The following is a 24,393-nucleotide window of genomic DNA, read 5'->3' as shown; positions in this document are numbered from 1 at the left end:
ATCGTTCGATCGCGGCGCGGCAGCGGCGCCGAGATCGCGCGAACGAGCCGGCGAGGCGGGCGCGGCGTCAGGACTCGGTGATCTCGATCTGACGGAACAGATCGGCCTTGATGTCGGAGCGCACCTCGTCGAGCAGGTCGTCGGGCACGGGAGAGTCCACCGTGAGCACCGACAGGGCCTGCCCGCCGGCCTCGCGCCGGGCGATCTGCATGCCCGCGATGTTGATGCCCGCCTCGCCGAACTTCTGGCCGTACACGGCGACGATGCCCGGGCGGTCGGTGTAGACCATCACGACGTGGTGCTTCTCGATCGGCAGCTCGATCGCGTAGTCGTTGATGCCGACGAGCTTCTCGATCTGCTTGGTTCCCGTGAGGGTTCCCGACACCGACAGCTGCGATCCGTCGGAGAGTGCGCCGCGCAGCGTGATGATGTTGCGGTACTCGGGGCTGTCGTCATCCACGAGCAGGCGCACGTCCACACCGCGCTGCTCGGCGAGCAGCGGCGCGTTCACGTACGACACGGTCTCGCTGACGATGTTCGTGAAGACGCCCTTGAGCGCGGCGAGCTTCAGCACGCTGACGTCATAGGCATTCAGCTCGCCGTGAACTTCGACGTCGAGGCTCGTGAGCGGCGAGTGCGCGAGTGCGGCGAAGATCTGCCCGAGCTTCTCGACCAGCGGGATGCCGGGGCGCACGTACGGGTCGATGACGCCGCCGGCGACGTTGACCGCATCGGGAACGAGCTCGCCGCCGAGCGCGAGGCGGACGGAGCGGGCGACCGACACGCCGGCCTTCTCCTGAGCCTCCTCGGTGGACGCGCCGAGGTGGGGCGTGACGACGACGTTGGGCAGGTCGAGCAGCGCGCGGGCGGTGCCGCCCTCGGCGGGCGGCTCGCTCGTGAAGACGTCGAGTCCGGCGCCGGCGATCTCGCCGGTCGTGAGCGCCGCGTGCAGCGCCTCCTCGTCGATGAGGCCGCCGCGCGCGACGTTGACCACGTACGCGGTCGGCTTCATCCGCGCGAACTGCTCGGTGCTGATCATGCCGGTCGTCTCGGGCGTCTTCGGCATGTGGATCGTGACGAAGTCGCTCTGCTCGAGCAGCTCATCGAGGCTCAGCAGCTGCACGCCGAGCTGCTGCGCGCGTGCGCTCGTGACGTACGGGTCGTAGGCGACGACGCGCATGTCGAACGCCTGCAGGCGCGCGGCGATGAGCGCGCCGATGCGCCCGAGCCCGATGATGCCGACCGTCTTCTCGAAGAGCTCGGTGCCGGTGTAGGCGCTGCGCTTCCACTGGCCCTGGGCGAGCGAGGCGTGGGCCGCGGGGATGCGCCGCGCGAGGCTCAGGATGTGCCCCACGGTCAGCTCGGCGGCAGAGATGATGTTCGAGGTCGGCGCGTTGACGACCATGACACCGGCGGTCGTCGCCGTCTTGATGTCGACGTTGTCGAGGCCGACGCCGGCGCGCGCGACGACCTTGAGCACCGGTGCGGCCTGGATGGCCTCGGCGTCGATCTTGGTCGCGGACCGGATCAGCACGGCGTGCGCGTCGGCGAGGGCCGACAGCAGCGCGGGCCGGTCGGTGCCGTCGACGTTGCGCACATCGAAGTCGGGACCGAGCGCGTCGATCGTTGCGGGAGAGAGTTCTTCGGCGATCAGGACGACAGGCTTCGTCACGGGGTGATTCCTTCGGGGGGCGGTGCGCGACGGCAGGGGCTGTCCGTCATTGCAGGGCAGAGCGGATGCCGCGCCGCACGCCAGCGGGGGCGAGGCCTGCCGCCCAGCCTAGCGCGGGTCGGCGAGACCTCCCGACCGTGTGACGTCAGCCGAGCAGCGAGGCGCCGTAGACCGCGGCGTAGGCGATGACGTTGAGCCAGAACACCGAGACCAGGCACAGTCCCGCGAAGAGCACGAGCGCGAACTGCCACGCCGTCCGCCGCCAGCCGATCGCGAAGGCGACGCCGAACGCGGTGAGCGGGAAGGCGACCGCCAGCAGCAGCACGAACCAGCCATAGCCGTTGAGCCCGAGCGGTCCGTTCGCCTGCGAGATCAGGAAGGCGAGGGCATTCCACAGCGCGTAGGCGTAGAACAGGCCGAAGGCGACCGAGATCGTGACGAGGAGCCAGGTCGCGGTGCGCCGGGGCGTCGTGGGGGCGGATGCCGCGGCATCCGTCGTGGTGTCGCTCATTGTCCGATCGCTCCCACCATGATGAAGGGCCACGGCACGAGGAGCACGATCCCGCCGATGAGCCACGCGAACCTCACCCAGACCGGGCGCTCGCGCGTGAGAAGCAGGACGGTGACGAACCACGCGAGCGGCGCCAGCACGGCGAGCCAGAGGCTCACCTGGTACGCCAAGGGGGCGACGAGGAATTCGGCCGTCCCCTGCAGGCGAAGGCCGCCGATCAGCCATCCGACGGCGTAGAGCAGCGAGAATCCGCCGATCACCCCGAGCGAGACCAGCTCGACGTTGCCCAGCGGCGCGGGTTCATCGTCGTCACCGACGACGGCGTCGCGCCCGGCGATGGGAGGTTTCGAAGGCTCGCGGTAGTCCTCGCTCCCCCGGCCGACCGGCGTGAAGCCCTCGGGAAGGCGCGCGGGCGGGGCATCCGTCTCGAGATCCGGCTCGGGATCCGGCTCGGGATCCGGCTCCTCCGGTCGTTCGGCTGGAGCTCCGACGGAGAGCGTCGGATCGTCGTCGCCGTCCCAGCTCAGGGCATCGTCCTCGCGTCCGGGTGTCACGCACCCAGCGTAGCGACCCGCGGGAGGTGGCATCCCGGCACGACGTCTGAGGCTCCCGTTCGTCAACGGGAGCCTCAGAGTTCGTGCCGCGGCGTCGGGTGTCCCCCAGGGACCGTCCGGGGCCGCGGGTGCGAACGGCCGCTAGTCATTCGCGTCCAGACGATCGGCCACGATCGGCGACTCCCCCACGGTGCGGGGCGTCTCGAGGCGATCGGCGACGACCGGCGATTCACCTTCCGTGCGCGGTTCCTGCTCCACCGTGATCCGGCGGTCGAGGCGGTCGGCGACGACGGGCGACTCTCCGACGCTGCGGGGCGGCTGCGGCGCGGTCGGACGGTCGAGGCGGTCGGCGACGATCGGCAGCGAGGAATCGGCCACCTGCGCGCGTTCGGCCCAGTAGTCCGCGAGACCCTCGTACCGCGCCTGCGAGGCGTCGGCGGCGCGAGTGCTCTGCACACCCTGCTGCGCGTACTGCTCGGCGAGGCCTTCGTAGCGCGCCTGGGCGGCGCCCATGCTGCGCGCGGTCTGCGCTGCGGTCTTCCCCGTCTCGTTTTCGACGGTCGTGTTCTGGTCGACGACACCGGTCTGGCATCCGGCCAGTCCGAGTCCGAGGACCGCGAGGACGGTTGCGGTGAGAGCGGCCCTGCGGCCGCGACTCCCGCGCGTGTTGGTGTTCATCGGGGGCTCCTTTGCTTACCCGCCGGACGGGCATCCGGCTTGTGACAATGAGGAGCGGAGTGTGCCGGAGGTGATACCTCTCGATCCCCGGGGCGGGGCGACAAGACGGGAAGGGGCCGCCCCCTCGTGGGGGACGGCCCGAGCCGCGCGGCTCTGTGACGGGCGCGCGGAAATCGAGGGACCGCGCCGCCTCGGTCTGAGGTCGGCGCGATCCCTCGAAGCGGTCAGGTCAGCGCGCGGCGCTGCCCTCGACGTAGTCCGAATCCTGCTGCTTCCAGGCGAACAGCGCGCGCAGCTCCTTGCCGGTCGCCTCGATCGGGTGCTGCGCCTCCTTCTCGCGCAGCGCCAGGAACTCGACGGCGCCGTTGTCCTGGTCATCGATGAAGCGCTGGGCGAAGGCGCCCGACTGGATGTCGGCGAGAACCGCCTTCATGTTCTCCTTGACGCTCGGGTCGATGACCCGGGGGCCGGAGACGTAGTCGCCGTACTCCGCCGTGTCGGAGATCGACCAGCGCTGCTTGGCGATGCCGCCCTCCCACATGAGGTCGACGATGAGCTTCAGCTCGTGCAGCACCTCGAAATAGGCGATCTCGGGCTGGTAGCCCGCCTCGACGAGCGTCTCGAAGCCGTACTCGACGAGGTGCGACATGCCGCCGCAGAGCACCGCCTGCTCGCCGAAGAGGTCGGTCTCGGTCTCCTCGGTGAACGTGGTCTTGATGACGCCGGCGCGCGTGCCGCCGATCGCCTTCGCGTACGACAGCGCGAGGTCCCACGCCTGGCCGGAGGCGTTCTGCTCGACGGCGATGATGTCGGGGATGCCGCGACCGGCGACGTACTCGCGACGCACCGTGTGACCCGGCGCCTTCGGCGCGACCAGGATCACGTCGACGCCGTCGGGCGCCTGGATGTAGCCGAACCGGATGTTGAAACCGTGCGCGAAGGCGAGGGTCTTGCCCGGGGTCAGCTTGTCCTTGATGTGGTCGTTGTAGATGCCGCGCTGGTGCTGGTCGGGCGCCAGGATCATGATGACGTCCGCCCACTCGGCGGCATCGGCGACCGACTTGACCTCGAAGCCCTCCTCCTGGGCCTTCTGCGTCGACTTCGAGCCTTCCTTGAGGGCGATGACGACCTGGACGCCCGAGTCGCGCAGGTTCTGCGCGTGGGCGTGGCCCTGCGAGCCGTAGCCGACGATCGCGACCTTCTTGCCCTGGATGAGCGACAGGTCGGCGTCGTCGTCGTAGAAGAGTTCAGCCATGGGGGTGTTTCTCCTTGATGTGGTGGTTCGTCCGGCCGTGAGGCCGTGGTCTGGATGAAGGGGGGTCAGCCGCGCAGGACGCGCTCGGTGATGCTCTTGCCGCCGCGGCCGATGGCGAGCAGGCCCGACTGGGCGAGCTCCTTGATGCCGAAGGGTTCGAGCGCGCGAAGGAACGCCTCGACCTTGCCCTTGTCGCCGGTCACCTCGACGACGAGCGCATCCGGGGCGTAGTCGACGATGGACGCGCGGAAGAGGTTCACGACCTCGAGCACGTTCGAACGGGTCTGGTTGTCGGCGCGCACCTTGACGAGCATGTGCTCGCGCTGGACGGACGCCGAGGGGTCGAGCTCGACGATCTTGATGACGTTGACCAGCTTGTTGAGCTGCTTCGTCACCTGCTCCAGCGGCAGCGCGTCGACGTCGACGACGACGGTGATGCGCGAGAGGCCGGGAACCTCCGTCACTCCCACCGCGAGGGACTCGATGTTGAAGCCGCGGCGGGCGAACAGTCCCGCCACGCGGGTCAGCAGACCCGGCTTGTCCTCGACGAGGAGGCTCAGCACGTGAGTGGTCATGCGGCTCAGTCCTCCTGCTCGAAGCCGGGCGCGTGGTCGCGCGCGTACTGGACGTAGCTGTTGCTGACGCCCTGCGGAACCATGGGCCACACCATCGCGTCGGCGCTCACCACGAAGTCGATGACCACGGGGCGGTCGTTCGTCTCGAGGGCCGTCTTGATGGCGGCATCCACGTCCTCCTCCTTCTCGACCCGGATCGCCAGGCACCCGTACGCCTCGGCGAGCTTCACGAAGTCGGGGATGCGCACGGTGTCGTGTCCGGTGTTGAGGTCGGTGTGCGAGTAGCGGCCGTCGTAGAAGAGCGTCTGCCATTGGCGGACCATGCCCAGCGACGAGTTGTTGATGATCGCGACCTTGATCGGGATGTTGTTGATGGCGCAAGTCGCGAGTTCCTGGTTGGTCATCTGGAAGCATCCGTCGCCGTCGATCGCCCACACGTGACGATCCGGCTGCGCGACCTTGGCTCCCATCGCGGCCGGGACGGAGTAGCCCATCGTGCCGGCGCCTCCGGAGTTGAGCCACGCGTTGGGGCGCTCGTACTTGATGAACTGCGCAGCCCACATCTGGTGCTGGCCGACACCTGCGGCGAAGACGCCCTCGGGACCGGTGAGCTCGCCGATGCGCTGGATCACGTACTGCGGCGACATGAGACCGTCGGAGGGCTGGGTGTAGCCGAGCGGGAACTCGTCGCGCAGCCCGTCGAGGAACGACCACCATTCGGCGGTGTCGGGCTTCGCCGCAGCGGATGCCTGCCGGAACGCCACGTCGAGATCGACGAGCACCTCCTTCAGGTCTCCCACGATCGGCACGTCGGCCGTGCGGATCTTGGAGATCTCGGCGGGGTCGATGTCGACGTGCACGACCTGCGCGTGCGGCGCGAACAGCGCTGCCTTGCCGGTGACGCGGTCGTCGAAGCGCGCGCCGAGCGACACGAGGAGATCGGCCTCCTGCAGCGCAAGCACCGCCGGCACGGTGCCGTGCATGCCCGGCATGCCGAGGTGCTGCGCGTGCGAGTCGGGGAACGCGCCGCGCGCCATGAGGGTCGTGACGACCGGGGCGCCGGTCGACTCTGCGAGCGTCAGCAGTTCCGCCGATGCCTGCGCCCGGATGACACCGCCGCCGACGTAGAGCACCGGCTTCTTCGCCTCGGCGATCAGCTGCGCCGCCGCCTGGATCTGCTTGCCGTGCGCCTTGGTCACCGGCCGGTACCCCGGCAGGTCGATCTTCGGCGGCCAGACGAAGGGCACCTCGGCCTGCTGGGCGTCCTTGGTGATGTCCACGAGCACGGGACCGGGGCGGCCGGTGCCGGCGATCTCGAACGCCGCGGCGATGGCACCGGGGATCTCGGAGGCGTCCTTCACGAGGAACGAGTGCTTCGTGATCGGCATCGTGATGCCCACGATGTCGGCCTCCTGGAACGCGTCGGTCCCCATGAGGTTCGAGAACACCTGGCCCGTGATGCAGACGATCGGCACCGAGTCCATGTAGGCGTCGGCGATCGCGGTCACGAGGTTGGTCGCGCCGGGGCCCGAGGTCGCGATGGCGACGCCGATCTTGTTGGATGATGCGGCGTAGCCTTCGGCTGCGTGGCCCGCGCCCTGCTCGTGGCGCACGAGGATGTGTCGCAGCTCGCTCGAATCCATGAGCGGGTCGTACACGGGGAGGATGGCGCCGCCCGGCAGCCCGAAGACGTCGGTGACGCCGAGCAGCTCGAGCGAGCGGACGACCGCCTGGGCGCCGGTGAGCACGGGCGCGGTGGCGGTGCGAGCGGGAGGCCGTGGGACGGCCGCGGCGGTTTCGGCGGGCATGGTGAGTTCCTCGTCAGTCGGAAGGAGTGTCGGAAGCCGAGATCACCCTGTCGTCGCGCCCTCTGCAGCAGAGCGCACGAGACGGGAGTACTTGGCAAGGACGCCACGGGTATAGCGCGGAGGAAGAGGCTCCCAGCCAGAGCGGCGGGAGTCGAGCTCTGCATCGTCGACGAGTAGGTCGAGAGTGCGAGCCGCGATATCGACCCGTATCAGATCACCATCGCGCACGAAGGCGATGGGACCTGCGTCCACCGCTTCGGGTGCTATGTGGCCGATGCACAGGCCGGTTGTGCCGCCTGAGAATCGTCCGTCCGTCAAGAGTAGTACATCTTTTCCGAGCCCTGCGCCCTTGATGGCGGCCGTGATCGCGAGCATCTCGCGCATGCCCGGACCGCCCTTGGGGCCCTCGTAGCGGATGACGATCACGTCGCCCGGCCGGATCTCGCCGGCCTCGAGCGCGTCCATCGCGGAGCGCTCGCGCTCGAACACGCGGGCGGGACCCTCGAACACCGAGGCGTCGAAGCCGGCGGTCTTCACGACGGCGCCCTCCGGGGCCATCGAGCCGTGCAGGATCGTGATGCCGCCGGTCGCGTGGATCGGATCGTCGAACGTGTGGATCACGGTGCCGTCGATCGGATCGGGGTCGAGGTCGGCGAGGTTCTCGGCGAGGGTCTTGCCCGTGACCGTGAGGGCGTCGCCGTGCAGGAGGCCCTCGTCGAGCATGGCCTTCATGATCACCGGGATGCCGCCGTGGCGGTCGACGTCGTTCATGACGTACTTCCCGAACGGCTTCATGTCGGCGACGTGGGGAACCTGGTCGCCGATGCGGTTGAAGTCGTGGAGGCTCAGGTCGACGTCGGCCTCGCGTGCGATCGCGAGGAGGTGCAGCACGACGTTGGTCGAGCCGCCGAGGGCCATCGCGAGGGCGATCGCGTTCTCGAACGCCTCCTTCGTGAGGATGTCGCGCGTCGTGATGCCCTGACGCAGCAGGTTGACGACCGCCTCCCCCGACCGGTGCGCGAAGTAGTCGCGGCGGCGGTCGGCCGAGGGCGGCGCCGCCGAGCCGGGAAGGCTCAGGCCGAGCGCCTCCGCGACGGATGCCATGGTGTTGGCGGTGTACATGCCGCCGCAGGCCCCCTCGCCGGGAGCGATGGCGCACTCGATGCGCTTGAGGTCTGCCTCGCTCATCTTGCCCGCGAGACACGCGCCGACCGCCTCGAACGAGTCGATGATCGTGACGTCCTTCTCGGTGCCGTCGCTGAGCTTCACCCAGCCGGGAGCGATCGATCCGGCGTAGAGGAACACGCTCGACAGGTCGAGGCGTGCCGAGGCCATCAGCATGCCCGGAATGGACTTGTCGCAGCCGGCCAGGAGCACCGAGCCGTCGAGTCGCTCGGCCATGATCACCGTCTCGACGGAGTCCGCGATGACCTCGCGCGAGACGAGCGAGAAGTGCATGCCCTCGTGACCCATCGAGATGCCGTCGGACACCGAGATCGTGCCGAACTGGAGCGGGTAGCCCCCGCCCGCGTGCACGCCCTCCTTGGCGCCCTGCGCAAGCCGGTCGAGGCTCAGGTTGCAGGGTGTGATCTCGTTCCAGCTCGACGCGATGCCGATCTGAGGCTTGTCCCAGTCCTCGTCCCCCATGCCGACGGCGCGGAGCATGCCGCGCGACGTCGTCGCTTCGATGCCGTCGGTGACCACCCGGCTGCGCGGCTTGATGTCGATGGAGTTGTCAGGCTGGGGCATGCCCTGAGTCTATTGCCGCGCGGACCCGCGCTCTCGCGCGATGACGGCGAGCAGGTCGGCCATCGCCGGGATGTCCGGGACGGTGAGGCTCGCGGCTGTCGGACGGCTCCCGACATGCACCCCGAGGTCGCCTTCCCCGAGGCTCCGCAGGGCATCCTCGTCGGTGACGTCGTCGCCCGCGAAGAGGACTGCCGAGGCATCCGTCCGCTCGCGGAGCTCGGCGAGCGCGGAGTCCTTGCCCTCATGGCGGAACGCGTACTCGACGATGTTGTGCCCGGTCCGTCGGCGCCAGTGCGGAGCCTCAGCCGCCACCAGGTCGTCGACGAGGCGGTTCGCCTCGGCGGCGTCGGCGGGCGTCGATCGGCGGGTGTGCACTCCGAAGCCGAAGCGCTTGGGCTCGATCCACACGCCGTCGAGATCGGCCGTCGCCTGCTCGGCATGCGCGCGGAGCTCGTCGCGCAGCGCGGCGTCGGCGGGATCCTCGTCGTGCGTCACGGCCCCCTCTCCCGGCAGCCAGAACTCCGCGCCATGAGAGCCCGCCAGGAGCAGGGGCGAGTCGTCGCGGTGCTCGGCGATGATGCGCAGGTCCGACAGGCTGCGTCCGGACACCAGTGCCACGAGGGTCGCGGGCGCTTCGACGAGGGCCTCGACGGCGGTCCGCGCCGCCGGGAGCATCCGGGCGTCCATCGGCTCGTCCTCGAGGGGCGCCAGCGTGCCGTCGAAGTCGAGGGCGACGAGCAGTCGATCGGATGCCACGACTCCCGCGATCGCGCCGCGGACCGCGTCCTGCTCCGACGCGCTCACGCGCTCGCCTTCTTCGTCTCGCGCCGGGCCTTGGCGGCCTTCGCCCCGTCGAGGGCGGCGAGGAACGACCGCGACCATCGGGCGACGTCGTACTCGATGACGCGCTTGCGCAGCGCGCGCATGCGGCGTCCCTGCTCGGCGGAGGGCATCTCGATCGCGCGCATGATGGCGTCCTTCATGCCGTCGATGTCATGGGGGTTGATGCGCACCGCGCTGGGCAGCTCGTCGGCCGCGCCGGCGAACTCGCTCAGCACGAGGACTCCGCGATGGTCGATGCGCGTCGCGACGTACTCCTTCGCGACGAGGTTCATGCCGTCGCGCAGCGCGGTCACGAGCATCACATCGGCGGCGAGGAACAGGGCCACCATCTCCTCGCGCGGGTAGGCCTGGTGCAGATAGCGGATCGCGGTGTGGCCCATCGTGTCGAAGTCGCCGTTGATGCGTCCGACGGTGAGCTCGATCTCGTCTCGCAGCTGGACGTAGGCCTCGACGCGCTCGCGGCTCGGGCTCGCCACCTGAACGAGGGTGACATCCTCGACGGAGATGCGACCGTCGTGCAGGAGCTCCCCGAACGCCTTGAGGCGGTGCCGGATGCCCTTGGTGTAGTCGAGCCGGTCGACGCCGAGCAGGATCCGCTTGGGGTTGCCGAGCTCGGCGCGGATCTCGGCGGCGCGCGCCTGGATGTCGGGGCGACGCGCGAGCTCGATGTAGGACTCGGCGTCGATCGAGATCGGAAACGCCTTGGCGAGAGCGGTGCGGCTGGTGCCGTCCTCGTTCGGGACGGAGATGCCGCTGGCCTTGGTGTCGTAGCGCAGGACCCGACGCACCGCACGAGCGAAGTTGCCTGCGTCCGCCACACGCTGGAAGCCGATGACATCCGCTCCGAGGAGGCCCTCGAGCACCTGGCGGCGCCACGGGAGCTGCGAGTACAGGCCGTATGCCGGGAAGGGTATGTGGTGGAAGTAGCCGATCGTGAGGTCGGGGCGGGCCTCGCGGAGCATGCGGGGGACGAGCTGGAGCTGATAGTCCTGCACCCACACCATCGCGCCCTCCGCAGCGACGGCGGCGGTCGCCTCGGCGAAGCGCCGGTTCACCCGCACGTACGTGTCCCACCACACCCGCCGATAGCGGGGCTCCGCGATCACGTCGTGGTACAGCGGCCAGAAGGTGTCGTTCGACATTCCCTCGTAGTACTTCTCGACCTCGTCGGATGAGAGGGCGACGGGCACGAGCTGCGTGCCTTCGAACTCGAAGGGCTCGACCTCGATGTCAGGCTGCCCGGGCCAGCCGATCCAGGCGCCGTCGGCACGGCGCATCACCGGTTCGAGGGCTGTGACCAGTCCTCCGGGTGAACGCCGCCATGTCTGCTCGCCGGACGGGTCGACCACGCGGTCGACCGGAAGTCGATTGGCGACGACGACGAGATCTGCCTGGGTCACTCGGGCTCCTGACGGTGGCGGGGGGACGAGGCATCCTCAGGCTATCGCGGCACGGCGAGGAGCCTGCGCGGCTTGACGCGGTGGCCCGACCCTGTCAAGGGGCGACGACGCGCCACCTCGTTCGCTACCGTGGGCGCATGCGAAAGTACCTCTTCGGAACCGGCCTGCTGACCGCGATCACCGGAGGGCTGACCCTGCTGCGCGGGATGAGGGAGGACGCCCCCTTCACGTGGCGCAGCGCCCTCGGCTGGCTGAGCTGGGCGATCTCCGTCGCCCTCGTCGTGGGAGCCTTCGTCGACATCCGTCGCGCCGCTCAGGGCAAGGCCATCGCGCCCGACTCCCCCATCCACGGGCAGGAGAAGGCGCTTCTGAAGCAGCGCATGCGGCGCGAGCGAGCCTAGACGGGGTCCGGCCTTCGCGCCGGGCTGCCGAGCCGTGCGGCGCGCCCGCGCGCTCAGAGCTCGATCTCGTAGTGCACGAAGCCGGTCGACGTCGCGATCTTGTCGTACAGACCGCGGGCGGTGACGTTGTCGTGCGCCGTCAGCCAGTACACCTTCGTCGCACCGTAGACCTGCGCCCAGTCCTTCACATGCTCGATGAGCGCCTTCCCCACGCCTTCGCCTCGCGCTCCGGGGTCGACGAAGAGGTCCTCGAGATAGCAGTAGACCTTGCTCGTCCACGTCGCGGGGTGCGTGAGCCAGTGGACGAACCCGATGGGCCGCCCCTCGTCGTCTCGCGCGAGCACGCCGTGGATGTGCTCGTCCGCGACGATCCGTCCGAACGTCGCCTCGGTGACATCGGCGGGCACCTCCGATTCGTAGAACTCGAGGTACGCCTGCCACAGCGCGTCCCAGGCGGGACGGTCGTCGACGGTGATGGGTGAGATCGAAGCCATGTCGCGACCGTACACCGCCGGGCACGACACGGATGCCGCTGCTCAGCGCGTCAGGATGAGCGCATCGCCCTGGCCGCCGCCACCGCACAGCGCCACGGCGGCCGTGCCGCCGCCGCGGCGCACGAGCTCGTGCACCGCGTGGACGACGAGGCGGTTCCCGGACGCGCCGATCGGATGCCCGATCGCGATGCCGCCTCCGTGGGGATTGACGACCTCGTCGGACAGTCCGAGCTCGCGCTGCGAGCGGGCGACCACCGCGCCGAACGCCTCGTTGATCTCGACGATGTCGAGATCGGATGCCGTGATGCCCTGCTTCGCGAGCGCCTTCTCGATGGCACGCGCCGGCTGGGAGTGCAGCGAATTGTCGGGACCGGCGACCTGCCCGGAGGCGCCGACGACGGCGAGCACCTTCCATCCGTTCTCATCGGCGTGCGAGCGGGTCGTGAGCACCACGGCGGACGCGCCGTCGGAGATCTGCGAGGCGTTCCCGGCGGTGATCGACCCGCCCTCCGCGAATGCCGGGCGGAGTTTCGCCAGCGTCTCGACGGTCGTCTCGGGCCGAACACCCTCGTCCTTGGTCACCACGACCGGGTCGCCCTTGCGCTGCGGGATCTCGACGGGCACGATCTCGGCGTCGAAGATGCCGTCGGCCTGCGCCTGCGCGGCGCGCTGATGCGATCGTGCGGCGACGGCATCCTGCTGATCGCGCGTGACCTCGAGTGGGCCGTTGTGACGCTCGGTCGACGCTCCCATGCTCTCGCGGTCGAAGGCGTCCGTCAGTCCGTCGAACGCCATGTGATCGAGAACCTCGATCGATCCGTAGGCCCAGCCGTCGCGTGAGCCCATCAGGAGGTGCGGCGACCGCGTCATCGACTCCATCCCGGCAGCGACCACGACGGTGGCGTCGCCGACGGCGATCATGCGCGCGCCCTCGATGATCGCGGTGAGACCCGACAGACACACCTTGTTGACCGAGCCGGCGTGCACGTCCCACCCGATGCCGGCGCCGACGGCGGCCTGGCGAGCAGGATTCTGACCGGAACCGGCCGGCAGCACCTGTCCGACGAGCACGGCGTCGACGGCGTCGGCCGGGATCCCGCCCTTCTCGAGAGCGCCGCGGATCGCGGCGCTGCCCAGCTGCACAGCGGACAGCGGTGCGAGCTGGCCCTTCAGTCGCCCCTGCGGCGTACGCGCAGCGGCGACGATGACGACGTCGTCGTGATTCATGCCTCCACCTTAAATTCGTCCGAGACGGTCAGTTCCGGCTCGGTGGCCGCGATGACCTCGTCCGCCGTGACGCCGGGAGCGAGTTCCACGAGAACCAGTCCCGCCTCGGTGACATCGATCACGGCGAGATCGGTGATGATCCGGTCGACGACGCCGCGGCCGGTGAGGGGCAGCGAGCACTCGTCGACGATCTTCGGCGAGCCGTCCTTGGCGACGTGCTCCATGAGGACGATGACCTTCGCCGCGCCGTGGACGAGGTCCATGGCACCGCCCGGGCCTTTGACCATCTTCCCGGGGATCATCCAGTTGGCCAGGTCGCCCGTGGCCGACACCTGCATCGCGCCGAGGATGGCGGCGTCGATCTTGCCGCCGCGGATCATGCCGAAGCTCGTCGCAGAGTCGAAGAAGGCGGCTCCCGGGAGTGTCGTCACGGTCTCCTTGCCGGCGTTGATCAGGTCGGGATCGACGTTCTCCTCCGCCGGGTAGGGGCCGACGCCGAGGATGCCGTTCTCGGACTGCAGCACGACGGTCACCCCCTCGGGCACGAAGTTGGGGACGAGCGTCGGCAGGCCGATGCCGAGATTGACGTAGGCGCCGTCGGCGAGCTCGCGGGCGGCCCGCGCCGCCATCTCGTTGCGGGTGAGGGCCATGTCAGGCTCCTTCCGGCATCTCGCGCGCCGCCGCCTGCGCGACGGAGACGGTTCGGCGTTCGATGCGCTTCTCGATGTCGGAACCGACCTCCACGATGCGGTGCACGAAGATGCCGGGAAGGTGGACGCAGTCGGGGTCGAGCTCGCCCGGCTCGACGAGCTCTTCGACCTGGGCGATGCACACGCGGCCGGCCATCGCGGCGAGCGGGTTGAAGTTGCGGGCCGACTTGTTGAAGATCAGGTTGCCGTGCCGGTCGCCCCTGAGGGCGTGGACGAGGGCGAAGTCGGTGACGATCGCCTCCTCCAGGACGTACTCGCGGGCCTCGCCCGACACGTCGAAGGTGCGCACGTCCTTGACCGGCGACGCCACGGCGATCCCCCCGGCACCGTCGTACTTGCGCGGCAGGCCGCCTTCGGCGACCTGGGTTCCGACGCCCGTCTGCGTGTAGAAGGCGGCGATTCCGGAGCCTCCGGCGCGAAGCTTCTCGGCGAGGGTGCCCTGCGGCGTCAGCTCGAGCTCGAGCTCACCCGAGAGGAACTGGCGCTCGAACTCCTTGTTCTCGCCGACGTACGACGACGTCATCTTTCGGATGCGCTTGGCGTTCAGCAGGATGCCGAGACCCCAGTCGTCGACGCCGCAGTTGTTGCTCACGATGCTGAGGTCTCGGGTGCCCTGAGCGAGCAAGGCCTCGATGAGGGCGATGGGGTTGCCGGAGAGCCCGAAACCGCCGACGGCCAGCGAGGCCCCGTCGGGGATGTCGGCGACGGCCTCGGCGGCAGACCCCCAGGTCTTGTCGATCACGTGCTACTCCTTCGTTGCCGGATGCCTCCATCCTGCGCTCATTCGCCCGGGCTCGCACGCGCGCGGTTTGCCATGTGGAAGCCCCCGCGCGTAGGGTCCACATTGTGGACGACCTCACGCGAACCAGCCGATCGGTGCCCGGTGCGCAGTCCGTCGCGCGGGCCGCGCACCTGCTGCGTCTCGTGACCTCCGCCGGCGGCGAGGGCATGGCCGTGGCAGAGCTCGCGCGGCGCGCGGAGCTCACCCGGCCGACCGCCCATCGGCTGCTGACCGCTCTGCGCCACGAGGGGCTCGTCGACCAGGACGATCGCACCGGTCGATGGATGCCGGGACCCGAGCTGTACCTGATGGGGACGGTCGCGGCATCCCGTTACGACATCACCGGCGTGGCGCGCGACATCGTGCGCTCGCTCGCGGTCCGCACCGAGGAGAGCGCGTTCCTCTCGGTGCGGCGAGGTGATGAGACGGTGTGCCTTCTCCGCGAGGAGGGGAGCTTTCCGATCCGGTCGTTCGTGCTCTCGGAGGGTGTGCGATTCCCCCTCGGCGTCGCCTCCGCGGGGCTGGCCATCCTCGCCTTCCTGCCGCCTCACGATGTGGACGCGTACTTCGGGAGGCATCCGTCGCTCGCGAACGACTGGGGGGCGGCGCACGGCGAGGCGCGGCTGCGTGCTCGGCTGCGCGACACCCAGGAGCGCGGGTACGCCGTCAACCCCGGCCTCATCGTGGAGGGCTCCTACGGCCTCGGCGCGGCGGTCTTCACGCGTGAGGGACATCCGCAGTGGGCGCTGAGCCTGACGGGCGTGGAGTTCCGGTTCGGCCACGACCGGCTGCCCGAGCTCGGCCGCACGCTGCTGGCGCACGCGCACCAGCTCACGACGCGCATCGCCGCGACACGCTAGCCACCGCGCCCGCGGTCGTCGAGCGCGCGAGACGAAACGCCTCAGCTTCCCGCGGCGAGCTCCTCGCGCACCACCGAGGCGACGACATCGGCCCCTGCGGGAGACATCACGATCGTGTAGTGGTTGAACCCGTCCACGCGCTCGTGCCGCACGGTCGGATTGGCGGCCAGGACGCGCTCGAGGTGCGCCTCGGCGTACAGACCCGGCTCTTCGTTGCGCAGGCCCCGGGGCACGGTGATCATGCGGGCCGGATGCCTCAGCCCGCCGAGCGCGTCGGACAGCGCGGTCCCGGTGTTCATGTCGACGGTGTCCTCGGCAGTCGTCCGGTAGCTGGTGGCCGGCCGGAACGCTCCCTCGCCGTCGGGCACGAGGTCGTAGGCGAGGTAAGCCTCGAGCTGGGGGCTCCAGTCGGACTGGAATGCGGGGTGCGCGCGCCAGAAGTCGAGGTACTCCCCCTCATCGGCGAACCGCATCGAGAGCCGGGCCGCGGTCGGGCCGAGGATCCCGGCGACGAGCGCGTCGGTGTCGACGCCGGTCGGCACGTCGAGCGGCAGGCCGCCGTCGACGAGCACGAGACGCGACACGCGGTCGGGGTAGAGGTGTGCGAACACCACGGCGACGAAGGCTCCCATCGAATGGCCCACGACGGTCAGACGCTCGATGCCGAGCGCATCGAGCGTCTCGGCGAGGTCGTCGGCGTGGGCCCGCATGCCTGCCGGGCCGGTGAGTCCGTTGCTGGCGCCTCGCCCGCGGAGATCGGGGGCGATGGCACGAACCCCCGGCAGCCGATCCACTACGAAGGGCCAGGCCATGTGCGACGCCGTCACGCCGTGGATGAGGAGCACATCGGGGGCATCGGGCGCGGCGGGCTCCGCGTCCCACACGCCGACGCGGAGGTCGCCGCCGGTGACGGGCACCTCGAGCGTGCGATAGCGATGGCCCGTGACGGTGTTCGCCGAGGTCATCGCGCCGTCCACCCGCCGTCCATCGTGTACGACGCGCCCGTGACCATGCCCGCCTTGTCCGACACCAGCCATCCCGCGAGCGAGGCGACCTCGTCGGCCTCCACGAGCCGCTTGACCGCGGTCTCGGTCAGCATGATCTTCTCGACGACCTCGCTCTCGGGAATCCCGTGCACCTTGGCCTGGTCGGCGATCTGCTTCTCGACGAGAGGCGTGCGAACATACGCGGGGTTGATGCAGTTGCTGGTCACTCCGTGGGGCGCTCCCTCGAGCGCCGTGACCTTCGAGAGCCCCTCGAGACCGTGCTTCGCCGAGACGTACGCGGACTTGAACGCGCTTGCGCGCAGGCCGTGGGCGCTGGAGATGTTCACGATGCGCCCCCATCCGTTCGCATACATGCCGGGCAGCGCGGCACGGACCAGCAGGAAGGGCGATTCCAGCATGAGCCGCAGGAGCAGCCGGAAGGTGTCGGGGTCGTACTCGGTGATGGGACTCACGCGCTGGATGCCGGCGTTGTTGACCAGGATGTCGACGTCGAGCGACAGGTCGTCCAGGGCGGCGGTGTCGGAGAGGTCGACCACCCACGACTCGCCGCTCACCTCCGCGGCGGCGGCGGCCGCGGCATCCGCGTTCAGATCCGCGATGATCACGTGCGCGCCCCGACGGGCGAACTCGTGAGCGCACGCGAGTCCGATGCCGCTCGCCCCTCCCGTGACGAGGGCGCGCTTTCCTGCGAGGTCGTGTTCAGCGGTCACGGGGACTCCTCCCTCGCCGCCGTCCTCGGGGCGAGCGCGTTGTCGATGAAGCGGGTCATGCCGTCGAAGACGACGGGGTCGAGCTGTGCGGGCGGGCGGCCGTCGGCGTCGCGCTCCCACAGCAGGAAGCGCATGCCGATGAGCTCGCCCATGCCCATGAGCGCCCACGCGGTGGTCTCGGGGTCGAGGACGGGATCCACGTCGCCCGCCTGCTGCGCCGCGCGCAGTCCGGCCTCGTACCCCTCGACGATCCGCGTGTAGTGCAGCCGCAGCACCTCGGGCGACACGAACTCCGCTTCGCGCACGACCCGGTAGAGCGCCGGGTGCTCGGCGGTGAACCGGAAGAACCCGGCGAATCCCGCGCGCTCCGCTTCGAGCCGCGACCCCGTCCCGGCCATCGCCTCCGACATGGAGTGCCGGACGCGCCGGTTGAGATCGATCACGAGCGCCTCGAAGATGGACTGCTTGCTGTCGAAGTAGAGGTAGAACGTGCCGAGGCCGATGCCGGCGCGCTCGGTGATCTTCACGATGGATGCCTCGTGATACCCCTGCTCTGCGAATACCACCTCCGCCGCTTCGAGCAGGCGGCGCCGCGTCGCCTCGCCCCGCTTGGTGAGCGGGCGGCCCGTCGCCTGCGACACGAGCTCCGGCTCGTCGTCGACTAGTTCTCCGGGAAGCGTCATGACTCCACCCCTTCCGTCTCGTTCGCGGGCTCCGTCGCCCGATCGCCTTCCACCAGCCGTCTTGCGGTCTCGCGCAACCGCGCCCGGGCGAGCTTCTCGATCGTCGATCTCGGCAGTGCGTCGACGAACTCCACGCGCACGGGGACCTTGAAGGCGGCGAGGTTGCGGCGCGCGTGCGCGAGCAGCTCGTCGACCGACAGCGGAGCCCCAGGCGTCCGCACCACGAACGCTACGCCCCGCTCGCCCCACACGGGATCGGGCACGCCCACGACGGCCGCGGACCCCACGAGCGGATGCAGGGCGAGGGCATACTCCACCTCGGCGGGCGCGACGTTCTCGCCGCCCGAGATGAAGATGTCCTTGAGACGGTCGACCACCCTCAGCACGCCGCCCGCGTCGCGGTGAACGAGGTCACCCGTGCGCAGCCAGTCACCGCTCATGGCGCGAGCCGTCGCCGCCTCGTCATCGAGGTACCCGGCGAAGACGCTCGGTCCGCGCACCCACAGCTCGCCCGTCGCCTCGCCATGAAGCGGCAGCGACGTCTCAGGATCGACGACCCGCACGGCCACGTGCGGGTAGGGCCGACCCACCGCGCCGGCATGCGCGGCTGATTCCGCTGCGGGCAGATGGAGCACGTTCGGCGCGGCCTCGGTCAGGCCGTACCCCTGCGTCAGGGCGACGCCGCGGGCACTCCACGCCTGCTGCAGCGGAGCCGGCATGGTGGCTCCGCCTACGAGGGCGAGACGGAGGGACGAGACATCCGTCGCCTCCCATCCGCGATCCGATGCGAGGAGCGCGTACTGCGTGGGAACCCCCATCATCGCGGTCACGGCGCGCTCGGCGATGAGCTGGAGTGCGCGGGCGGGCTGGAAGGAGCGCTCGAGCACGACTGTGGCGCCCACCCACCATGCGAGGAGCGGCTGGCAGTTCCACGCAGCGACGTGGAACTGGGGCAGCATCGCGAGCACGACGTCGTCCTGGGTGAGCGGCAGCGCCTGGCCGAGGGCGAGGTTGTTCCAGAAGCAGTTGGCATGCGTGAGCACGACGCCCTTCGGCGCGGCCTCGCTGCCCGATGTGAAGATCACCAGGAGCGGGTCGTCGTCGCGGACGGGGCGCTGCTCCCGTGGGCGCCGGGCCACGGGGACGGATGCCTCGGCCCCCGTGGTGCCGAGCGAGGCGGTGGCCGGCACGGTCGTCATGCCCCGTAGCGCCTCGCCGGCGAGGGCGGCGTGCTCGTCCTCGACGAGCACGAGAGCGGGATCGGTGCGGCTGAGCAGGTCGCCGAGCTCGCGGGGCGTGAGACGCCACGACAGCGGCACCAACGCGATGCCGGCGAGCGCGCAGGCGAAGAAGGCGACGACGTGATCCGTCGAGTTGCCCGACACCGTCGCGATGCGGTCGCCCGGACCGTAGCCCGCGCGGCGAAGCCGCTCGGCGAGTGACGAAGCACGGCCGGCGAGCGTGGCGTAGTCCGTCGTCACACCGCGGTCGTCGACGGCGATGCGGTGCGGCGACTGCGTCGCGCGGTCGGTGAGCCAGCGACCGACCGTGTGTGGGCCGGCGTCGAGTTCGGCATCCCAGATCATGCCCGCACCTCCATGGGCGCGTCGACGGCGTCTCCTGCCTCGTCGAGAGAGGCGAGCGAGCCGCGCACCTTCTCGCCTCGCCGACGGCGCACCGCGGCGTCGATCGTGCCCGCGATGCCGCCGGGAAGGAACATCACGACGAGGATGAAGAGCACGCCGAGGATGAACAGCGGCTCGGACAGGGGCACGCGCAGAACGTCGGGCAGCGCGGCGATCGCCTCCGACCCGGCGAGGACGGTGAGCCGCTGGTCGAGCAGCGTGTACAGCACACCGCCAACGATGGCACCCCACCGGAACCCGACGCCACCGAGCACCACCATGACGAGGATCGTGATCGTCAGGTCGGCCGAGACCGCCCGCGGCACGGTGCCGGACTGGAGCAGCATGTACGCCACTCCGGCGAGGCTCGCGAGCACCGCCGCGATGACGAAGACCACGAGCTTCACGCGGTACGGCTGCAGCCCGAGCACGCGCACCCGCTGCTCGTTCTCGCGTGTCGCCCGGGCGAGGTGCCCGAGGCGAGATGTGTCGACCCACAGCGTGACCAGGTAGACGATCACGAGCACGGCCAGCGTCAGCCAGTACAGGTTGCGCGTGTTGACGACGCCGATGAGGAAGTCCGGCACCTGATCGGTGTTGAGACCGAGTCCCTCTTCACCGCCGGTCACACGCGAGTTGCGACGCACGAGCACCGAGCCCGCCTGCGCGAACGCGAGGGTGACCATGGCGAACGGGATGCCCGAGACGCGCATCGAGACGGCGCCGGTAGCGAGCGCGATCACCATCCCGCCGAGCAGCGCGACGAAGACCCCCGGCCACAGCGGCACGCCGAAGTGCTCGAGCGCGATGCCGAGTCCGTACGCGCCGGCGCCGAAGTACAGGGCATGCCCGAACGACAGCATGCCCGCCGAGCCGAGCAGGAGGTTGTACGACAGCGCGAGGGCCGCGAACACCATGCACAGCGACAGCAGCGCCAGGGTGCCCGGCATGTAGGTCGGCGTCGGCAGGATCCCCGGCACCGAGAGGTTCAGCAGCGGCAGCAGCGCCATGAAGATCACGAGCGCGGCGCCCGTGACAGCGGGGAGGAGGCGACGGATGCCTCGACGCGAGGGGTTCACGGTTCTCATGCCTTCTTCCCCAGGAGTCCGGCCGGCCGCACCAGCAGCACGACGGCGAGCAGGATCACGACGATGAAGTCGCCGGTGCCGCCGAGGTAGAAGTTGGCGAACTGCTGCAGGACGGCGACGAGGACGGATGCCACGGCGGCACCGGTCAGCGATCCGAGACCTCCCACCACGGTGACGATGAAGGCGAAGATCAGCAGCGTCGCGCCGAGATGGGCCGACACGAAGGTCGAGTAGTGCATCGCGAGCACTCCCCCGATGCCGGCCGCTGCACCGCCGATCGCGAAGACGAGGGTGAAGGAGCGGCGGACGTCGATCCCCAGCGCCGTCACCATCGAGCGGTTCTCGACGCCGGCGCGGATGATCATGCCGTACCGCGTGCGCTGGAGGAACAGCACCAGCACGACCAGCACGAGCACCGCGGCGATCATCAGCACCCAGTAGGTGTTCGGGATGCGCGCGCCCAGCACGTCGGTGGTCTGGCGCAGCCACGGCGGTCCGGAGATGTGGATGGGGTCGGTGCCCCAGATCCCCTCGAACAGGGCGACGGCGGCGAAGGAGAGCCCGACGGTGACGAGCACCTGCTCGATATGCCGTTCGTAGAGCGGACGGATCAGGACGAGCTCGGTGAGGGTCGCGAACACCGCGCCGACCGCGGCGCCGACGAGCACCGAGAGGAGGAAGGATCCCCAGGACTCGGTGCCGAGCGCCTGCGCCACCATCCATCCCATGAAGGCGCTGAGGGTGAGGAACGCCCCGTGCGCGAAGTTGAGGACGTGCATGAGCCCGTAGATGAGGCTCAGTCCACTGGCGACGAGGAAGTAGAGCGCGCCGAGCCCGACGCCCGTGATGAGGGTGAGGACGAGGGTGCTCACTTCGACTCGCTCCGCTCGCTCAGTTCATCGCCTGCGCCTTCAGACTCCGCGTGCACGCCGAGGAGGCGCCGGGTGAGGTCGTCGTCGTCGAGGATCTCTCTGGCCTTTCCGGTGTAGACCACGCGCCCGCCGCCGATGACGATCGCGGTGTCGGCCAGGCGCCGGACCACGTCGAGGTTCTGCTCGACGAGGAGGATCGGCACGGTCTTGGCCGCCTCCTCGAGTGCGTCGGCGACCTGGGCGACGATCTTGGGCGCGAGGCCCTTCGTCGGCTCGTCGACGAGGAGCAGGCGGTTGTCGTTGATCATCGCGCGGGCGACCGACACCATCTGCTGCTGCCCGCCCGAGAGGGTGCCGGCAGGCTGGTCGCGTCGCGCGACGAGGTCGGGGAACAGTTCCGCGACGAACTCGCGCCGCGGCACGCGCTGGCGCTCGGCGAGGGCGAGGTTCTCAGCCACGGTGAGCTTGGAGAAGATCTCGCGGTCCTCGGGCACGTACCCGACCCCGCGGCGCACGATGCGGTGCGTCGCCAGGCCGTCGATCCGCTCGCCCGCGAGCCGGACCTCGCCGCGGCGGTGGATGAGACCCAGGATGCCGCGGAGTGTCGAGGTCTTGCCGACGCCGTTGCGGCCGAGCACGGCGGTGATGCCCGCGGCCGGCATCTCGAACGTCACCTCCTCGACGACCTGCTGCCCGGCGATGGAGCAGCGCAGCCCCTTCACCGTGAGGATCGGCGCGGCGGGGCTCATGCCGCCCCCGTCCCGAGGTAGGCGCTCTGAACGAGCGGGTCGGCCATCACGTTCTGAGGCGTGTCGAAGGCGATGATCGTGCCGAAGTACATCACCGCCACCTTGTCGACGAGACCCATGAGCACGTCGATGTGATGCTCGACCATGAGCACGGTGCACCCCTTCTCGCGGTGGAGATCGCGGATGTTGCCGACGAGTCCGGCGACGTCGCCCGACGCGACGCCGGCCATCGGCTCGTCGAGGAGAACGATGCTCGTCTCGGTCGCCAGCAGCACCGCGATCTCGAGCTTGCGCTTGTCGCCGTGGGAGATGTCTCCGGCGGCAGCGTCGCGTTTGTGGCTCAGGCCGACGGCCTCGAGCTTCTCGAGCGCCCGCTCGGTCGCGGCATCCGATCGCCTCGGGAACCGCAGGAGCGACCCCGATCCCCCCAGCGACACCTGAGCCGCGAGACGCACGTTCTCGAGGACCGTGAGTCGCGGGAAGAGGCTCGAGGTCTGGAAGGTGCGCCCCAGTCCCGCCCGGGCCCGCGCGGGCACGGACGCCGTGGTGATGTCGTCGCCGTCGAGCATGACGCGCCCGGCGGTGGGTGTGAGGAGTCCGGAGACCACGTTGAAGAGGGTGGTCTTGCCGGCTCCGTTCGGCCCGATGACGCCCACCAGCGAACCGGCGGCGACATCGAGGGCGACATCTTTCAGGATCGTCGCGCCGCCGATCTGCAGGCCGAGGCCTTCGACCTGCAGCCGCGAACCGCGCGTGGCGGTCTGCGCAGCGGGCGCGGACGGGAGGGGGGTGCTCATCGTTCGGTGACGCTTCCGCTCACTCGGCGGCTTCGGCCGGCGCGACGTCGTCTGCGGAGACCGTGTCGACGAGCTCGGGGACGAAGGCGCCGCCGTCGGCGACGAGCTTCACCTGGTACATCTCCTGGATGAGCGCATGGTCGCTCTCACGCACCGTCATGGTGCCCTTCGGTCCCTCGAACTCGAAGCCCTCGAGCGCTGCGACCATGGCGTCGACATCGCCCTTGCCCTCCTGGATGGCGTGCACGATCATGATCGCCGCATTGAAGCCGTCGGGGCTGAAGAGGTCCGCCGTGCCGCCGGCTTCCTCGATCGCGTCCACCATCGCGGTGTTGACGTCGTTCTCGGGAGCACCCGGGAAGTAGTGGTTGAGGAAGTTGATCTTCTCGGATGCCTCGCCGTACGCGCCGAAGGTGGCGGCGTCGCCGAGACCGGTCACCACGGGGATCTCGTCGAGGACGCCCTGCTGGCTGAGGGCCTGCCACATCGCCCCCGAGGTGGCGCCGGCCCACGCGACGAAGACGAGGTCGGGCTCCGACGTGAGGATCTGCTGCGCGAACGGGGTGAACTCCGTCGCGTCCTCCGCGACGAGCACGGGCGTCACGGTCGCGCCCTGCCCGCCGAGAATCGCCTCGACGGCCGCGACGTTGCCCTGTCCGAACGCGTTGTCCTGAGCGAAGACGGTGATGGTGCGGCCCTCGATGTCATCGAGGAAGGTACCCGCGGTCGCGACGTCCTGCGCGCTCTGACGACCGGAGCGGAACGTGTAGTCGTTGATGCCGGTGATGGCGTCGGCGGCCGCCGGACCCGAGATGTAGAGCACCTTGTTCTGCTCGGCCTGCTCGGCGACCGCCAGAGCAACGCCGGAGGATGCGGTGCCGGCGATGATGTTGACGCCCTCGCCGATCAGCTCCTTGACGGCCGTCACGGCCTTGTCGGGGTCACCGGCGTCGTCGCGGTTCTCGATGGTGATGGTGGTGCCGTCGATCTCGCCGGTCCCGTCGGTGGCGTAGTCGAGACCCGCCTCGAACGCGTCGAGGTACTGCTTGCCGTATCCGGCCAGCGGGCCGGATTCGCTCGTGACGATGCCGACGGTCACCTCGGACGGACCGCCGCCTTCGGTCGCTCCGCCGCCGGGTGTCGTCGTGGGGGCGCACGCCGCCAGGACGACCGCGGCCGTGGCTGCCACGGACCCGAGGAGCAGCTTCTTCGTTACCCGCATGTGAGTGCCTTTCACCATTGGAAGGAGGGGTGCCCGATGGGCATACCTGAAACCCGATTCAGGTACTCGCAAATGTAGGTAAACCGCGCCTTGCCGTCAAGTCGAGGGCGGATGCCCCGCCG

Annotated in this window: 25 protein-coding genes; 2 read left to right on the top strand and 23 right to left on the bottom strand. The window is 69.8% G+C overall.

The genetic code is table 11. From position 1 onward, the window contains the following. Nucleotides 1–67: 67 nt before the first annotated feature. The 10 genes from serA to HF323_RS08985 all read right to left on the bottom strand — a co-directional run bounded on the left by serA (nt 68) and on the right by HF323_RS08985 (nt 11,045). Complete coding sequence (gene serA / locus HF323_RS09030) at nt 68–1,672, bottom strand: phosphoglycerate dehydrogenase (protein ID WP_169582272.1); 1,605 nt, start codon at nt 1,670–1,672, stop codon at nt 68–70. Nucleotides 1,673–1,817: 145 nt separating this feature from the next. Further along, a complete protein-coding gene (locus HF323_RS09025) occupies nt 1,818–2,183 on the bottom strand; it encodes a bacitracin resistance protein (RefSeq protein WP_169582271.1) in 366 nt (121 codons plus the stop codon). Further along, complete coding sequence (locus HF323_RS09020; RefSeq protein WP_169582270.1) at nt 2,180–2,737, bottom strand: DNA polymerase III subunit gamma/tau; 558 nt, start codon at nt 2,735–2,737, stop codon at nt 2,180–2,182. Before HF323_RS09020 ends, HF323_RS09025 begins: the two co-directional genes overlap by 4 nt. A 141-nt stretch (nt 2,738–2,878) precedes the next feature. Then, entirely contained in the window at nt 2,879–3,415 is a 537-nt protein-coding gene (locus HF323_RS09015) for a hypothetical protein (protein ID WP_169582269.1), read from the bottom strand. Nucleotides 3,416–3,644: 229 nt separating this feature from the next. Next, nucleotides 3,645–4,670: a ketol-acid reductoisomerase gene (gene ilvC / locus HF323_RS09010; protein WP_169582268.1), complete on the bottom strand. Its 1,026-nt coding sequence runs from the start codon at nt 4,668–4,670 to the stop codon at nt 3,645–3,647. Between the two features lie 65 nt (nt 4,671–4,735). Continuing rightward, a complete protein-coding gene (gene ilvN, locus HF323_RS09005) occupies nt 4,736–5,245 on the bottom strand; it encodes an acetolactate synthase small subunit (RefSeq protein ID WP_169582267.1) in 510 nt (169 codons plus the stop codon). A 5-nt stretch (nt 5,246–5,250) separates the two neighbouring features. Continuing rightward, complete coding sequence (locus HF323_RS09000) at nt 5,251–7,053, bottom strand: acetolactate synthase large subunit (RefSeq protein ID WP_169582266.1); 1,803 nt, start codon at nt 7,051–7,053, stop codon at nt 5,251–5,253. Between the two features lie 42 nt (nt 7,054–7,095). Beyond that, on the bottom strand, nt 7,096–8,802 hold the full coding sequence (ilvD, locus tag HF323_RS08995; RefSeq protein WP_169582265.1) for a dihydroxy-acid dehydratase: 1,707 nt from the start codon (nt 8,800–8,802) through the stop codon (nt 7,096–7,098). 9 nt (nt 8,803–8,811) lie between these two features. Then, a complete protein-coding gene (gene otsB / locus HF323_RS08990) occupies nt 8,812–9,606 on the bottom strand; it encodes a trehalose-phosphatase (RefSeq protein WP_317451041.1) in 795 nt (264 codons plus the stop codon). Next, on the bottom strand, nt 9,603–11,045 hold the full coding sequence (locus HF323_RS08985; RefSeq protein ID WP_169582263.1) for a trehalose-6-phosphate synthase: 1,443 nt from the start codon (nt 11,043–11,045) through the stop codon (nt 9,603–9,605). Before HF323_RS08985 ends, otsB begins: the two co-directional genes overlap by 4 nt. Nucleotides 11,046–11,182: 137 nt before the next feature. Here HF323_RS08985 and HF323_RS08980 point away from each other — a divergent pair, with 137 nt between their 5' ends. Then, nucleotides 11,183–11,446 (top strand): hypothetical protein, encoded by a 264-nt coding sequence (locus HF323_RS08980; RefSeq protein ID WP_169582262.1) that lies wholly within the window; start codon nt 11,183–11,185, stop codon nt 11,444–11,446. 53 nt (nt 11,447–11,499) lie between these two features. Here HF323_RS08980 and HF323_RS08975 read toward each other — a convergent pair whose 3' ends face one another. The 4 genes from HF323_RS08975 to HF323_RS08960 are packed head-to-tail and all read right to left on the bottom strand — an operon-like array spanning nt 11,500 to nt 14,619. Continuing rightward, complete coding sequence (locus HF323_RS08975; RefSeq protein ID WP_169582261.1) at nt 11,500–11,940, bottom strand: GNAT family N-acetyltransferase; 441 nt, start codon at nt 11,938–11,940, stop codon at nt 11,500–11,502. A gap of 42 nt (nt 11,941–11,982) precedes the next feature. Continuing rightward, nucleotides 11,983–13,167 carry an acetyl-CoA C-acetyltransferase gene (locus tag HF323_RS08970; protein ID WP_169582260.1) on the bottom strand — a complete coding sequence of 395 codons (1,185 nt, stop codon included), beginning with the start codon at nt 13,165–13,167 and terminating at the stop codon, nt 11,983–11,985. Continuing rightward, the gene (locus HF323_RS08965) at nt 13,164–13,817 is read right to left on the bottom strand and encodes a CoA transferase subunit B (RefSeq protein WP_188241680.1); all 654 of its coding nucleotides are present in this window, start codon (nt 13,815–13,817) and stop codon (nt 13,164–13,166) included. The genes HF323_RS08970 and HF323_RS08965 overlap by 4 nt, the downstream gene beginning before the upstream one ends. Nucleotide 13,818: 1 nt before the next feature. Further along, complete coding sequence (locus HF323_RS08960; protein ID WP_169582259.1) at nt 13,819–14,619, bottom strand: CoA transferase subunit A; 801 nt, start codon at nt 14,617–14,619, stop codon at nt 13,819–13,821. Between the two features lie 104 nt (nt 14,620–14,723). Here HF323_RS08960 and HF323_RS08955 point away from each other — a divergent pair, with 104 nt between their 5' ends. Then, the gene (locus HF323_RS08955) at nt 14,724–15,518 is read left to right on the top strand and encodes an IclR family transcriptional regulator (protein WP_169582258.1); all 795 of its coding nucleotides are present in this window, start codon (nt 14,724–14,726) and stop codon (nt 15,516–15,518) included. 41 nt (nt 15,519–15,559) lie between these two features. Here HF323_RS08955 and HF323_RS08950 read toward each other — a convergent pair whose 3' ends face one another. From HF323_RS08950 to HF323_RS08910, 9 genes are read right to left on the bottom strand one after another with little or no spacing between them, the layout of a single operon-like run. After that, complete coding sequence (locus HF323_RS08950) at nt 15,560–16,483, bottom strand: alpha/beta hydrolase (RefSeq protein WP_169582257.1); 924 nt, start codon at nt 16,481–16,483, stop codon at nt 15,560–15,562. Further along, complete coding sequence (locus HF323_RS08945; protein WP_169582256.1) at nt 16,480–17,235, bottom strand: 3-hydroxybutyrate dehydrogenase; 756 nt, start codon at nt 17,233–17,235, stop codon at nt 16,480–16,482. The genes HF323_RS08950 and HF323_RS08945 overlap by 4 nt, the downstream gene beginning before the upstream one ends. Beyond that, nucleotides 17,232–17,918 carry a TetR/AcrR family transcriptional regulator gene (locus HF323_RS08940; protein ID WP_169582255.1) on the bottom strand — a complete coding sequence of 229 codons (687 nt, stop codon included), beginning with the start codon at nt 17,916–17,918 and terminating at the stop codon, nt 17,232–17,234. Before HF323_RS08940 ends, HF323_RS08945 begins: the two co-directional genes overlap by 4 nt. Continuing rightward, the gene (locus HF323_RS08935) at nt 17,915–19,504 is read right to left on the bottom strand and encodes an AMP-binding protein (protein WP_169582254.1); all 1,590 of its coding nucleotides are present in this window, start codon (nt 19,502–19,504) and stop codon (nt 17,915–17,917) included. The genes HF323_RS08940 and HF323_RS08935 overlap by 4 nt, the downstream gene beginning before the upstream one ends. Further along, on the bottom strand, nt 19,501–20,631 hold the full coding sequence (locus HF323_RS08930; protein ID WP_169582253.1) for a branched-chain amino acid ABC transporter permease: 1,131 nt from the start codon (nt 20,629–20,631) through the stop codon (nt 19,501–19,503). The genes HF323_RS08935 and HF323_RS08930 overlap by 4 nt, the downstream gene beginning before the upstream one ends. Next, nucleotides 20,628–21,503 (bottom strand): branched-chain amino acid ABC transporter permease, encoded by an 876-nt coding sequence (locus HF323_RS08925; protein WP_169582252.1) that lies wholly within the window; start codon nt 21,501–21,503, stop codon nt 20,628–20,630. Before HF323_RS08925 ends, HF323_RS08930 begins: the two co-directional genes overlap by 4 nt. Beyond that, a complete protein-coding gene (locus HF323_RS08920; RefSeq protein ID WP_169582251.1) occupies nt 21,500–22,252 on the bottom strand; it encodes an ABC transporter ATP-binding protein in 753 nt (250 codons plus the stop codon). Before HF323_RS08920 ends, HF323_RS08925 begins: the two co-directional genes overlap by 4 nt. After that, the gene (locus HF323_RS08915) at nt 22,249–23,049 is read right to left on the bottom strand and encodes an ABC transporter ATP-binding protein (RefSeq protein WP_169582250.1); all 801 of its coding nucleotides are present in this window, start codon (nt 23,047–23,049) and stop codon (nt 22,249–22,251) included. The genes HF323_RS08920 and HF323_RS08915 overlap by 4 nt, the downstream gene beginning before the upstream one ends. Nucleotides 23,050–23,068: 19 nt before the next feature. Continuing rightward, nucleotides 23,069–24,271 carry a substrate-binding domain-containing protein gene (locus HF323_RS08910; RefSeq protein WP_169582249.1) on the bottom strand — a complete coding sequence of 401 codons (1,203 nt, stop codon included), beginning with the start codon at nt 24,269–24,271 and terminating at the stop codon, nt 23,069–23,071. Nucleotides 24,272–24,393: the final 122 nt, after the last annotated feature.

This window comes from Microbacterium sp. MF43 (genome assembly GCF_012847295.1).
Lineage (GTDB): Bacteria > Actinomycetota > Actinomycetes > Actinomycetales > Microbacteriaceae > Microbacterium.
This window is presented reverse-complemented; position numbering and strand designations above follow the sequence as displayed.